Raw genomic sequence first — 12,455 nt, forward strand, 5'->3', positions numbered from 1 at the left:
CCCCTCTGCCCCTCCCCCTCCCCGCAAAGGATCCGAGGCATGAAGATCGGCCTGATCGGCACCGGGCGCATCGGCGCCTTCCACGCCCAGACCCTCCGCGGCGTCCCGGGCGTCACCGACCTCGTGGTCGCGGATGTGGACGCCGCACGCGCCGCCGCGGTGGCGGACACCCTCGGCGTACGCGCGGCGCCGGGCATCGCGGAGCTGTACGCGGGCGGCCTGGACGGCGTGGTGATCACTGCCGCGACCAGCGCCCACGCCACCCTGATCCATCAGGCCCTGGACGCCGGGGTGCCGGTGTTCTGCGAGAAGCCGGTGGCGCCGGACGTGCCGGGCACGCTCGGGGTGGTGGAACGCGCGCGGGCCTGCGGGGTGCCGGTGCAGATCGGCTTCCAGCGCCGCTTCGACGCGGGCTATCGCGCCGCCCGCGAGGCGCTGCACTCCGGCAAGCTGGGCTGGCTGCACACCCTGCGCGCCTGCACCAGTGACCGGACGCCGCCGCCGGCCGGTTACCTCCCCACCTCCGGGGGGCTCTTCCGGGACTGCAGCATCCATGATTTCGACATCCTGCGCTGGCTCACCGGCCGCGAGGTGGTCTCGGTCTACGCGCAGGGCGCCAACCGCGGAGCATCCTTCTTCGCCGACGGCGACGATGTCGATACCTGCGCGGCGCTGCTGCGCTTCGACGACGACACGTTGGCCACGGTCACGGCGACCCGCTACAACGGCGCGGGCCACGATGTCCGGCTGGAGGTCTGCGGCTCCGAGGGCGCCCGCGTCGTCGGGCTCGACGACCGGGCGCCGCTGCCGTCCGCCGAGGCGGGGCTGTCATGGCGCCGGGCGGCCGCTCCGTACGCCACGTTCATGGAGCGCTTCCATGACGCCTACGTCACCGAGCTGGGTGTCTTCACCGAGGTCGCCGCGGGCCGGGTGCCGAGTCCGTGTACGCCGGCGGAGGCGCTGGAGGCGCTGTACGTCGCCGAGGCGTGTGAGCGCTCGCGTCGCACGGGCGCGCCGGTCGCCGTGGCGGAGGTCCGGGCCGGGGCGGGCGGGGCGGCTCAGGGCGGGTGAGCGGGCCTCGGAGCGCGGTGGCGGAGGACGGGCGTCCGCCGCAACCGCGCTCCGGCCCGTCGTTCTCGTGGGCCCCGCCGCCTTCACTCTCGCCGCTCTCCTGGGACGAGGCGCGCAGAGTGCGGCGGCGGGCGGCCCACTGGATCGCGGCGCCCACGGCGGCGACCACGCAGGAGACGCCGAAGCCGATGCCGGCCGCGTAGAGGGGGCGGCCGGCGGCGGCGCTGCCGAGGTAGCCGAGGCCGACCGAGTAGCTCGCCCAGCTGGCCTCGGCGATGGCGGCGCCGAGCGCGTACTTGCGCAGCGGGTAGCGCAGCACCCCGGAGGCCAGCGCGCCGGCGATGCGCCCGCTGGGCAGGAACCGTACGGCGATCACGAAGGGCAGGCCGTAGCGCTGGATCCGCCCGGAGGTCCACTCCAGCAGTGCCCGGCGGCGGGGGTTGCGGCGCATCCAGGCGCGTACGGGGCCGCCGAATCGGCGGGCGGCCAGGTACATCAGCAGGTCCCCGAGCAGGGCGCTGCCCGCGACGATGACGAGGATCAGCGGCAGGAACGCCTGGCCCCGGGAGGCGAGGACTCCGGCGGAGACGAGCAGGGCGGAGTTGGGGACGAGTGGCGGCAGCGTGGTGAGCACCAGCAGGCCGTAGAGGGCGAGTACGTCCATCCGGCCGCCTCCTCGGATCCGCCCCGAGTCCGTACCCCCAAGGCTGACGCGTGGTGGGGCGTGCGGCAACGCGATGCCGGCGACGACGGCTGGATTGATACCCCCTAGGGGTATAAAGTGTTCAGGGTCGGAGAGGAACGGCAGGCGCTTGAGTCACCTCTGGGTCATTCCGACACTCCGGCACCTGGCACCACATGGCACGCATCGGCACCACAAGGAGAGTCCCCCATGACTGAGAACAGCTCCTGCTGCACCCCGGAAGGCGCCGACCGCACCGGCGGCACCGACGGCGGGTCCGGCGAGGTGACCACCACCTACAAGGTCACCGGCATGACCTGCGGTCACTGCGAGGGGGCGGTCTCGTCCGAGCTGGGCGAACTCGCCGGGGTCAGCTCGGTGCAGGCGGTCGCCGCCACCGGCCTGGTGACCGTCACGTCACAGGCCCCGCTGGACGAGGAAGCCGTGCGCGCGGCCGTCGACGAGGCCGGGTACGAGCTGGTGGGGCAGGCGGCCTGATGCGGGCGCCGCAGCGCCTCATCGCGGCGGCGCGGCCCATCCAGGACCCGCGCGAGCGGCCCGCCGACACGCCTTCTCGTCGACCTTCACGGTCACCGAAGGTCGGCCTTCATGGTCACCAAGGCCCGGGGCCAGGAAATTTCACCTAGCCCTTACAACTGACACAACACCCATACCCCACAGCCCCGATCTCCAGATCGAGGCCCTTGACCATATTCGCCCCCATATGGCAAGAGACCCAGATCACACTCAAGGGAACGTAACCATTGAGGGGGGTCGTGAGTCTAACCGGGCAGTGCAGGCACCCCGGCGGGGCTTGCACTGCACCAGCCGTGCCGATCTTGGGGGATCGCGCCCGGCTACGCGTGGCCGGGGCGACGCGCCCGGGGAGCTTTGAGCGGCCCTCCCGAATGTGCGCGTCCCGGCAGATCGCGGTGCTACCCGAACGCCCGGACGGATCCCGTGGGGGGAATCCAACCGGGACACGGGAAGCGCCCCGCGCTCTGGACCCGTGGGGGGATCCGGAGGCGGGGCGCTTTCTTCTCTCTCAGCCCTCGGCGGCCTGCCGGCACAGGGCGGCCGTCAGCGCTCCTCGACCGGCACGAAGTCGCGCTCGACGACGCCGGTGTAGATCTGCCGCGGGCGGCCGATGCGGGAACCGGGCTCCTTGATCATCTCGTGCCACTGGGCGATCCAGCCGGGGAGCCGGCCGAGCGCGAAGAGCACGGTGAACATCTCGGTGGGGAAGCCCATGGCCCGGTAGATCAGGCCGGTGTAGAAGTCGACGTTGGGGTAGAGCTTGCGCGAGACGAAGTAGTCGTCGGAGAGCGCGTGCTCCTCCAGCTTGAGCGCGATGTCCAGCAGCTCGTCGGACTTGCCGAGCGCGGAGAGGACGTCGTGCGCCGCCGCCTTGATGATCTTCGCGCGGGGGTCGAAGTTCTTGTAGACGCGGTGCCCGAAGCCCATGAGCTTCACGCCGTCTTCCTTGTTCTTCACCTTGCGGATGAAGGAGTCGACGTCGCCGCCGTCGCGCTGGATGCCTTCCAGCATCTCCAGCACGGACTGGTTGGCGCCGCCGTGCAGGGGGCCCCACAGGGCGTTGATGCCGGCCGAGATCGAGGCGAAGAGGTTCGCCTGCGAGGAGCCGACCAGGCGCACGGTGGAGGTGGAGCAGTTCTGCTCGTGGTCGGCGTGCAGGATCAGCAGCTTGTCGAGGGCGCTGACCACGACGGGGTCGAGGTCGTAGTCCGCGGCGGGCACCGAGAAGGTCATGCGGAGGAAGTTCTCGACGTACCCGAGGTCGTTGCTCGGGTAGACGACCGGGTGGCCGACCGACTTCTTGAACGCGTAGGCCGCGATCGTCGGGAGCTTGGCCAGCAGCCGGATCGTGGAGATGTGGCGCTGCTGCTCGTCGAACGGGTTGTGGCTGTCCTGGTAGAACGTCGACAGCGCGCTGACCACCGAGGACAGCATCGCCATCGGGTGGGCGTCCCGGGGGAAGCCGTCGTAGAAGCGCTTGACGTCCTCGTGCAGCAGGGTGTGGAAGGTGATGTCCTGCTTGAAGTTCGCCAGCTCATCGACGGTGGGCAGCTCGCCGTGGATGAGGAGGTACGCGGTCTCGACGAACGTGCTGCGCTCTGCGAGCTGCTCGATCGGGTAGCCGCGGTATCGCAGAATGCCGTTTTCACCGTCGAGATAGGTGATCGCGGATTTATACGCCGCGGTGTTGCCGTAACCGGAATCCAGGGTCACCAGACCGGTCTGGGCGCGCAGCTTCGAGATATCGAAGCCCTTGTCGCCAACAGTGCTGTCGACGACCGGGTAGCTGTATTCGCCGTCCCCGTAACGCAGTACTACAGAGTTGTCGCTCACGTCATCCCTCACCGACGTTGTGCCTCTTCTTCGAGGTGCCCTGACTGCCTATACCTTCCCCCATTTGAGACGTGGATGTGCACTCGGGGTCGGCCATAGGGCCTCTCAGCGGCACTCAGTGCCGCCCGGGTGCCCATCCTGCCCCTCTTCGCCCTGAATGGGAAAGAGGGGTGGCCTCACATCGCACCGGCGAGCCGGTGATCGAGCGCCGTGCACCGCCGACCGGCGGATACGGTGCGGACGGCCTGTCCGAGGGCCTTCCGGGAGCCGACCAGCACCACCAAACGCTTTGCCCGGGTCACGGCGGTATACAGCAGATTGCGCTGCAGCATCATCCAGGCACTGGTGGTGACCGGAATCACCACTGCTGGATATTCACTACCCTGCGAACGATGGATCGTCACGGCATAGGCGTGGGCGAGTTCGTCGAGTTCGTCGAAGTCGTAGGGCACCTCCTCGTCCTCGTCGGTGCGGACGGTCAGCCGCTGCTCGTCGGAGTCCAGGGCGGTGACCACGCCGACCGTGCCGTTGAAGACACCATTGCGGCCCTTTTCATAATTGTTCCTGATCTGAGTGACCTTGTCGCCGACACGGAAGACCCGGCCGCCGAAGCGGCGCTCGGGCAGATCGGGCCGGGCGGGGGTCACGGCCTCCTGGAGCAGGCCGTTCAGGGCGCCTGCCCCGGCCGGGCCGCGGTGCATCGGGGTGAGCACCTGGACGTCCCGGCGCGGGTCGAGGCCGAATTTCGCCGGGATCCGGCGGGCCGCGACATCCACCGTCAGCCGGCCGGCCTCTTCGGGGTCGTCCTCGACGAACAGGAAGAAGTCGGACAGGCCGGTCGTCAGGGGTGGCACGCCGGAGTTGATGCGGTGGGCGTTGGTGACCACACCGGACTGCTGGGCCTGGCGGAAGATCCTGGTCAGCCGCACGGCAGGCACCGGCCCACCCGCCACCCGGCCACCGCCCCCGTCCGACGCTGCCCCGGACTCCGTCCGCGGGGACGCGGCCCCTTCCCCGGCGAGCAGATCCCGCAGTACCTCGCCCGCGCCCACCGACGGCAGTTGGTCGACGTCCCCGACCAGCAGCAGGTGGGCGCCGGGCGGCACCGCCTTGACGAGCTTGTTGGCGAGCAGCAGATCCAGCATCGAGGCCTCGTCGACGACCACCAGGTCGGCGTCCAGTGGCCGGTCCGCGTCATAGGCGGCGTCCCCGCCGGGCTTCAGCTCCAGGAGGCGGTGGACCGTGGAGGCCTCCGCCCCGGTCAGCTCCGAGAGCCGCTTGGCGGCGCGGCCCGTGGGCGCCGCCAGCACCACCTTGGCCTTTTTGGCGCGGGCCAGCTCGACGACGGAACGGACCGTGAAGGATTTGCCGCAGCCGGGGCCGCCGGTGAGCACCGCGACCTTCTGCGTCAGCGCGAGGCGCACCGCCTGCTGCTGCTCGGGCGCCAGCTCGGCGCCGGTCCGCCGCGCCAGCCAGGCCAGCGCCTTGTCCCAGGCCACGTCCTGGAACACCGGCATCCGGTCCTGGTCCGTGCGCAGCAGCCGGGTCAGCCGGCCGGCCAGGGAGATCTCGGCGCGGTGGAACGGCACCAGATAGACGGCGGTGACCGGCGCGCCCTCCTCGCCGCCGGGCACCTTCTCGCGGACCACGCCCTCCGGGTCCGCGGCCAGCTCGCCCAGGCAGTCGATGACCAGGCCGGTGTCCACACCGAGCAACTTCACCGCGTCGGCGATCAGTTGCTCCTCGGGCAGGAAGCAGTGGCCCTGGTCCGTGGACTGCGACAGCGCATACTGCAGGCCCGCCTTGACCCGCTCCGGGCTGTCGTGCGGGATGCCCACGGACTGCGCGATGCGGTCGGCGGTCAGGAAGCCGATGCCCCAGACGTCGGCGGCCAGGCGGTAGGGCTCGTTGCGGACGACGGAGATCGAGGCGTCCCCGTATTTCTTGTAGATCCGCACGGCGATGGAGGTCGAGACGCCGACGCCCTGGAGGAAGACCATGACTTCCTTGATGGCCTTCTGCTCCTCCCATGCCGCCCCGATCAGCTTCGTCCGCTTGGGGCCGAGCCCGGGCACCTCCACCAGGCGCGCGGGGTCGGTCTCGATGACGTCGAGGGTGTCCGTACCGAAGTGTTCGACGATGCGGTCCGCGATCCGCGGGCCGATGCCCTTGATCAGGCCGGAGCCCAGATAGCGACGGATGCCCTGGATGGTGGCGGGCAGGACGGTGGTGTAGTTCTCGACGGTGAACTGCTTGCCGTACTGGGGGTGGGAGCCCCAGCGTCCCTCCATGCGCAGCGACTCGCCCGGCTGCGCCCCCAGCAAGGCGCCGACGACGGTCAGCAGATCGCCCGCGCCACGGCCCGTGTCGACCCGTGCGACCGTGTAGCCGCTCTCCTCGTTGGCGTAGGTGATCCGCTCCAGGACCCCTTCGACGACGGCTGCGTTGACCATGACCCGACGGTACCGCCGGGGTCTGACAGCGCGCCGCCGGCCGGGGCGTCCGGGGCACCATCGAGGGGCCCGTCCGATGCCGGGCCCCTCGATTCCCCCTCCACACCGGTCCCGGATCCCCCCGGATCCCCCCTTTGTCGGGACCAGCGTCAGATATGACTTCCGTGAACGGTCAACGGTTGTGCGCCTTCGCGGGGTTGTTTCCCTCGGGCCCGAGAGTGCGCGGCCCTCCTGCCGGTCTCACCCGACGTGGATGCGGAAGCGGTCGACGATCTCCGCCAGTACCTCCGCGCCGTCCCGCGCCCACAGCGCCGGCTGGAAGATCTCCACCTCGATCGGGCCCCGGTAGCCGGCCGCCTCGACCCGTTGCCTAAACCACCGCAGATCCACCGAGCCGTCCCCGAGCTGCCCCCGCCCCAGCAGGGCCCCCGCGGGCAGCGGGGTGACCCAGTCGGCGAGCTGGAACGCCGCGATCCGCGACGGCGTGCCGCCGGCGCCGCCCGCGCGGGCGATCTGCGCGCCGACCGTGTCGTCCCACCACAGGTGGTACGTGTCGACGACCACCCCCACCTGCGCGGCGGGGAACCGCTCGGCGAGGTCCAGTGCCTGGGCGAGCGTCGAGACCACACACCGGTCCGCCGCGTACATCGGGTGCAGCGGTTCGAGCGCCAGCCGGACGCCCCGTTCCGCCGCGTACGGCCCCAACTCGCCCAGGGCGTCCGCGATCCGCCCCCGGGCACCGGCCAGGTCCCGGCTGCCGGCCGGGAGTCCGCCGGAGACCAGTACCAGGGTGTCCGTCCCGAGGGCGGCCGCCTCGTCGACGGCCGCCCGGTTGTCGTCCAGGGCGGCCGCCCGCTCGCCCGGGTCCGTCGCCGTGAGGAATCCGCCCCGGCACAGGCTGGTGACCCGCAGCCCGGCGTCCCGTACGAGCCGGGCGGCCGCCCGCACCCCGTACTCCTGCACGGGTGCGCGCCACAGGCCCACGCCCCGTACACCGGCCCGGGCGCATCCGTCGGCCAGTTCGGGCAGCGACCACTGCCGGACGGTCTCCTGGTTGAGGCTGAGCCGGCCCAGGAGGCCGGACGGGTCGCCGCTCATGCGTCCTCCGCGCCGTGGGCGGCGAGCAGGGTGCGCATCCGCCCGGCGGCGCGTTCCGGGTCCGGGAACAGGCCCAGTCCGTCGGCCAGTTCGTAGGCGCGCCGCAGGTGCCCCGGCGAGCGCGCCGACTGCAGCCCGCCCACCATGGTGAAGTGCGACTGGTGGCCGGCCAGCCAGGCGAGCAGGACGATGCCGGTCTTGTAGTAGCGGGTGGGTGCCTGGAAGAGGTGCCGGGCGAGCGCGACGGTCGGGTCCAGGACGGCCCGGAACGCGGCCGCACCTCCGGGGCCCGCGGCGTCGAGACGGCGGACGGCCTCGGCGGCCCGCTGGGCGAGCGGGTCGAAGATGCCCAGCAGCGCATGGCTGAAGCCGTGTTCGTCGCCCGCGATCAGCTCCGGGTAGTGGAAGTCGTCGCCGGTGTAGCAGCGGACGCCCGGTGGCAGCCGGCGGCGCAGCCGTACTTCCCGGCCGGCGTCCAGCAGCGAGATCTTCACGCCGTCCACCGCGTCCGGGTGGGCGGCGACGATCTGGAGGAGCGTCTCCGTGGCGGCGTCGTATTCGATACTGCCCCAGTAGCCGGCCAGCGCCGGGTCGAACATCGGGCCGAGCCAGTGCAGGATGACCGGCCGGGTGGTCTGGCGCAGGAGGTGGCCGTACAGCTCCTGGTAGTCGTCCGGGCCGGTGGCGGCCGCGGCGAGCTGACGGGACGCCATCAGGACGGGCCGGGCGCCGGCGTCCTCGACGACGGCGAGTTGTTCCTCGTAGGCGGCCCGCACGTCGGCCAACGTCGCTCCGTGGGCAGGCAGTTGATCGGTTCCGACGCCGCAGGCGAGGAGGCCGCCGACCGCCCTGGCCTCGCCGGCGGAGCGGCGGATCAGCTCGGCGGCGGCCGGCCAGTCCAGGCCCATCCCGCGCTGAGCGGTGTCCATCGCCTCGGCCACGCCCAGGCCGTGCGCCCACAGGTGGCGGCGGAAGGCGAGGGTGGCGTCCCAGTCGAGGGCGGCCGGGCCGCCCGGTGTGGTGCCGGCGGACGGATCGGCCACCACATGGGCGGCGGCGAAGACCGTACGGGAGCGCAGCGGGGAACGCGCGGAAGGGGAGGAGGAGCAGGAGTCCGGCAGGGGCCGCGGACCCGGGTGCGGCGCGGCGGGGAAACCGGCGCCCGGCCCGGACGGGGAGGGGTGCGCCGGGGCGTTCACCGGCTCAGCTCCGGCACCGGCAGCCGGCGCCCCTCCGCCGAGGATCGCAGCGCGAGTTCCGCGAGCTGGACGCCCCGGGCGCCCGCCGCCAGATCCCAGCGCCAGGGCTCGTCCCGTACGACGTGCCGCAGGAACAGCTCCCACTGTGCCTTGAAACCGTTGTCGAAACCGGCGTTGTCGGGGACCTCCTGCCACTGGTCGCGGAACGGCTCGGAGGCCGGGACGTCGGGGTCCCAGACCGGCCTCGGCGTGCCGGCGCGGTGCTGCACCCGGCAGTGGCGCAGCCCGGCGACGGCCGACCCCTCGGTGCCGTCCACCTGGAACTCCACCAGTTCGTCGCGGTGCACCCGGACCGCCCAGGAGGAGTTGATCTGCGCGACGATGCCGCCGGCCAGCTCGAAGATGCCGTACGCGGCGTCGTCCGCGGTGGCGTCGTACGGGGTGCCCGACTCGTCCCAGCGGCGCGGGATGTGCGTGGTGACGTGCGCCTGAACGCTGCGGACCGGCCCGAACAGTTCGTGCAGGACGTACTCCCAGTGCGGGAACATGTCGGCCGCGATGCCGCCGCCGTCCTCGGCACGGTAGTTCCAGGAGGGGCGCTGCGCCGGCTGCCAGTCTCCTTCGAAGACCCAGTAGCCGAACTCGCCCCGTACGGACAGGACGCGGCCGAAGAAGCCGCCCTCGACGAGGCGGCGGAGCTTGCGCAGGCCGGGCAGGAAGAGCTTGTCCTGGACGACGCCGTGTTTGATGCCGGCTTCCCGGGCCAGCCGGGCCAGCTCCAGTGCGCCCGCGAGGCTGCTCGCGGTGGGCTTTTCGACGTACAGGTGCCGTCCGGCAGCAATCGCTTTCTTGACAGCCGCTTCGCGGGCGGCGGTGACCTGCGCGTCGAAGTAGATGTCGATGTCGTCGTCGCCCAGCACGGTGTCGAGGTCGCAGCTCCAGTGCTTCACGTCGTGGCGTGCGGCCAGGGCCCGCAGCTTGGGCGCGGAGCGGCCGACGAGCACCGGCTCCGGCCGGATCACCGTCCCGTCGGCCAGTGCGAGGCCGCCCTGGTCGCGCAGGGCCAGGAGGGAGCGCACCAGATGCTGGCGGTATCCCATGCGCCCGGTCACACCGTTCATGGCGATGCGTACGGTCGTGTGTGTCACGGTCCGGCCCCTCTCGCTCACCGCAGGTAGGCATCCGGACCCAGTAAGCGCTTTCTCCGGCCGGGGCGCCAGCATGCGTGGCGGGGCGGCGAGGGCCGGCGGGGCGGGGAAGCAAGGCAAACCAGGCGGTGCGATCGGGGCGGGCCGAGGGGCTGTGCGGATCGCCCCAGGAGATCTATCCTTGACTCAGTCAAACGATGACGTAGTCAATGACGAGGCCCGCCGATGACCACACCACCCGATACGGACACGACGGCCGCCACCCCGCGCGACCCCTCAGTCGACCTCCATGAGCTGCGCAGATTCAACCGATTCTGGGTCAACCTGATCTGCTCGCTCGACTACGGCCGGTATCTCCCCGCACCGTTCACCGACACCGAGGCCCGGGTCATGTACGAGCTCGCCCGCCGCCAGCGGGTGGACTCCGCGGACCTCCGGGTGACCCTCTCGCTGGATGCCGGCTATCTCAGCAGGCTGCTCAGGGGATTCGAGGACCGCCGGCTGATCACCCGCACCCGGCCCGAAGAGGACCGCCGCCGGCAGCGCATCATGCTGACCCCGCTCGGCTGGGAGGCGGCCGGGCTGCTGGAGGAGGGTTCCCATGAAGCCGCGGGCACCCTGCTGACGGGTCTCTCCACGGCGGACCGGGCCCGCCTGTTGCACTCGATGCGGGCCATCCGCGTCCTGCTCGGCGACGACGCGGAGGATCTGGCCGACGCCCGGGCACCCCGGATCACGCTGCGCACCGCCCGCCCCGGCGACCTGGGCTGGATGGTGGAGCGCAACGCCGCCCTGTATGCCGACGAGTACGGCTTCGATCTGAGCTATGAGGCGCTGGTGGCCCGGATCGTGGCGGAGTACGCCGAGGCCTTCGACCCGCAGTGGGACCGCACCTGGATCGCGGAGCTGGACGGGGAGCGGGCGGGCGCCGTGATGTGTGTACGGGACGGCAGGCCGGGAGTCGCCCGGCTGCGGCTGCTCCTGGTGGAGCCGAGCGCCCGCGGTCACGGCGTGGGCCGTCAACTCGTCGATTCCTGCGTGGAGTTCGCCCGGGAGGCCGGGTACGGCGAGATGGTGCTGTGGACCAACTCCATACTCGACGCGGCCCGCGGCATCTACCAGCGGGCCGGATTCGAGCTGGTCGCCGAGTCGGCGCACCACAGCTTCGGTCAGGACCTGATCGGACAGGACTGGCGGCTGACGCTCTGACGGGGGCGGAGGCGACCCCCGGTATCTCCGGCGGTGCCGGTCCGCGGGCTCCTTCGTGCCGCGCCGGGCGGCTCACCCGGCGCAATGAGGGCAGGGACATCGGGGCAGGGGGGAAGGACGGGGAGAGACGGGAGAACATCAGCGACCAGGAGGAGCGCAGGCATGGTCCACACGGGCGGCACAGACGTCACAGGCGGCACGCACGGCACGGACGGCTCCACCCCCGCGATGCGATTCGCCTTCTCGACCCTCGGTGTGCCGGGGATGCCGGTGGCGGAGGTGCTGCGGCTGGCGGCCGACACCGGGTATCAGGGGGTGGAGTTGCGGGCCCATCCGGAGGAGCCGGTGCATCCGCTGCTCGGGACGCGGGAACGCGCCGCGGTGCGCGGCCAGTTCGCCGACGCCGGGGTCGAGATCCTGGCGGTGGCCGGATACGCCGGGGTCGCGGCCGCCCGGGACGCGGCGGGCGAGGAGGAGTTGGCGCACGAGTTGAGCGAGCTGGTGCTGCTCGCGGCGGATCTGGGGGCGCCGTACGTCCGGGTCTTCCCCGGCGGCGGTGACCGCCCGGCGGCCGAGGCGGATGCGGACGCCGCCCGCCGGCTCGCCGCGGTGGCCCCGCTCGCCGCCGAACGGAGCGTCCGGGTCCTGCTGGAGACCCATGACTCCCATCGCACGGGTGCCGACGCGGCCCGCATTCTGGGCCCCGTGGGGCATCGTCAGATCGGGGCGCTCTGGGACGTGCTGCACAGCTGGCTCGGCGGCGAGGAGCCCGTCGACACCCATGCCGCACTCGCCCCGCATCTGGGCTATGTGCAGGTCAAGGATGTCGCCTCGGCCGAGGACTGCACCCCGCTCCCGCTCGGTGCCGGCGTCCTGCCGCTGGCGGACGCCCTGGGCACCCTCGCCCGGGACCCCGCGGACGCCCCCGGCCCGGTGCCGACTCCCGAGGGCAGCTACGACCAGGGGGCGGGCGGCTGGCTCTGCTGGGAGTACGAGAAGCGCTGGTACCCCCAGGCGGCCGACCTCCCCGACCTGCTGGCCCCGGGCCGCGCACACCTCCAGCAGCTCCTGCCCGGGCCCGCAGCCGGCTCCTGACGCCCCCCCGCCGCAGGGGAACGACGCTCCTCTCCAGGCCCGCCGCCGGCTCCTGCCCGGCCGCAGGGGAGCGCCCCCTCCCCGGCCGGAGAAAGCGCTTACTGGGTCCGGATGCCTACCTGCGGTGAGC

Annotated in this window: 9 protein-coding genes and 1 pseudogene; 4 read left to right on the top strand and 6 right to left on the bottom strand. The window is 72.1% G+C overall.

Annotated elements, in window-relative coordinates; genetic code table 11:
- Positions 1-39: 39 nt before the first annotated feature.
- The gene (locus EST92_RS27130; protein ID WP_129283394.1) at positions 40-1,071 is read left to right on the top strand and encodes a Gfo/Idh/MocA family oxidoreductase; all 1,032 of its coding nucleotides are present in this window, start codon (positions 40-42) and stop codon (positions 1,069-1,071) included.
- 241 nt (positions 1,072-1,312) lie between these two features.
- Here the strand turns inward: EST92_RS27130 and EST92_RS32420 are convergent.
- Positions 1,313-1,735, bottom strand: a pseudogene (locus EST92_RS32420) (VTT domain-containing protein); the annotation flags it as partial.
- A 228-nt stretch (positions 1,736-1,963) separates the two neighbouring features.
- Here EST92_RS32420 and EST92_RS27140 point away from each other — a divergent pair.
- The gene (locus tag EST92_RS27140) at positions 1,964-2,251 is read left to right on the top strand and encodes a heavy-metal-associated domain-containing protein (RefSeq protein ID WP_129283395.1); all 288 of its coding nucleotides are present in this window, start codon (positions 1,964-1,966) and stop codon (positions 2,249-2,251) included.
- Between the two features lie 582 nt (positions 2,252-2,833).
- Here the strand turns inward: EST92_RS27140 and EST92_RS27145 are convergent.
- The 5 genes from EST92_RS27145 to EST92_RS27165 all read right to left on the bottom strand — a co-directional run bounded on the left by EST92_RS27145 (position 2,834) and on the right by EST92_RS27165 (position 10,021).
- Positions 2,834-4,123, bottom strand: coding sequence for a citrate synthase (locus EST92_RS27145; RefSeq protein WP_006605484.1), 1,290 nt, complete (start codon positions 4,121-4,123; stop codon positions 2,834-2,836).
- Positions 4,124-4,299: 176 nt separating this feature from the next.
- Complete coding sequence (locus EST92_RS27150) at positions 4,300-6,576, bottom strand: AAA family ATPase (RefSeq protein ID WP_129283396.1); 2,277 nt, start codon at positions 6,574-6,576, stop codon at positions 4,300-4,302.
- A gap of 240 nt (positions 6,577-6,816) precedes the next feature.
- The gene (locus EST92_RS27155; protein WP_129283397.1) at positions 6,817-7,674 is read right to left on the bottom strand and encodes a sugar phosphate isomerase/epimerase family protein; all 858 of its coding nucleotides are present in this window, start codon (positions 7,672-7,674) and stop codon (positions 6,817-6,819) included.
- Complete coding sequence (locus tag EST92_RS27160; protein ID WP_129283400.1) at positions 7,671-8,795, bottom strand: dihydrodipicolinate synthase family protein; 1,125 nt, start codon at positions 8,793-8,795, stop codon at positions 7,671-7,673. The genes EST92_RS27155 and EST92_RS27160 overlap by 4 nt, the downstream gene beginning before the upstream one ends.
- A gap of 74 nt (positions 8,796-8,869) precedes the next feature.
- On the bottom strand, positions 8,870-10,021 hold the full coding sequence (locus EST92_RS27165; protein ID WP_129283398.1) for a Gfo/Idh/MocA family oxidoreductase: 1,152 nt from the start codon (positions 10,019-10,021) through the stop codon (positions 8,870-8,872).
- A 225-nt stretch (positions 10,022-10,246) separates the two neighbouring features.
- Between EST92_RS27165 and EST92_RS27170 the strand changes: the two genes are divergently transcribed.
- Positions 10,247-11,230 (top strand): helix-turn-helix domain-containing GNAT family N-acetyltransferase, encoded by a 984-nt coding sequence (locus tag EST92_RS27170; protein WP_129283399.1) that lies wholly within the window; start codon positions 10,247-10,249, stop codon positions 11,228-11,230.
- Positions 11,231-11,458: 228 nt separating this feature from the next.
- Positions 11,459-12,325 carry a sugar phosphate isomerase/epimerase gene (locus EST92_RS27175; RefSeq protein WP_129283401.1) on the top strand — a complete coding sequence of 289 codons (867 nt, stop codon included), beginning with the start codon at positions 11,459-11,461 and terminating at the stop codon, positions 12,323-12,325.
- The last annotated feature ends 130 nt before the right edge of the window (positions 12,326-12,455 follow it).

The organism is Streptomyces sp. TM32 (assembly GCF_004122755.1).
In the GTDB taxonomy this organism is placed as follows: domain Bacteria; phylum Actinomycetota; class Actinomycetes; order Streptomycetales; family Streptomycetaceae; genus Streptomyces; species Streptomyces sioyaensis.

Coding starts and splice junctions, on each gene's coding strand:
- EST92_RS27130 (WP_129283394.1), top strand. CDS start 40: ATGAAGATCGGCCTGATCGGCACCGGGCGCATCGGCGCCTTCCACGCC.
- EST92_RS27140 (WP_129283395.1), top strand. CDS start 1,964: ATGACTGAGAACAGCTCCTGCTGCACCCCGGAAGGCGCCGACCGCACC.
- EST92_RS27150 (WP_129283396.1), bottom strand. CDS start 6,576: ATGGTCAACGCAGCCGTCGTCGAAGGGGTCCTGGAGCGGATCACCTAC.
- EST92_RS27155 (WP_129283397.1), bottom strand. CDS start 7,674: ATGAGCGGCGACCCGTCCGGCCTCCTGGGCCGGCTCAGCCTCAACCAG.
- EST92_RS27170 (WP_129283399.1), top strand. CDS start 10,247: ATGACCACACCACCCGATACGGACACGACGGCCGCCACCCCGCGCGAC.
- EST92_RS27175 (WP_129283401.1), top strand. CDS start 11,459: ATGCGATTCGCCTTCTCGACCCTCGGTGTGCCGGGGATGCCGGTGGCG.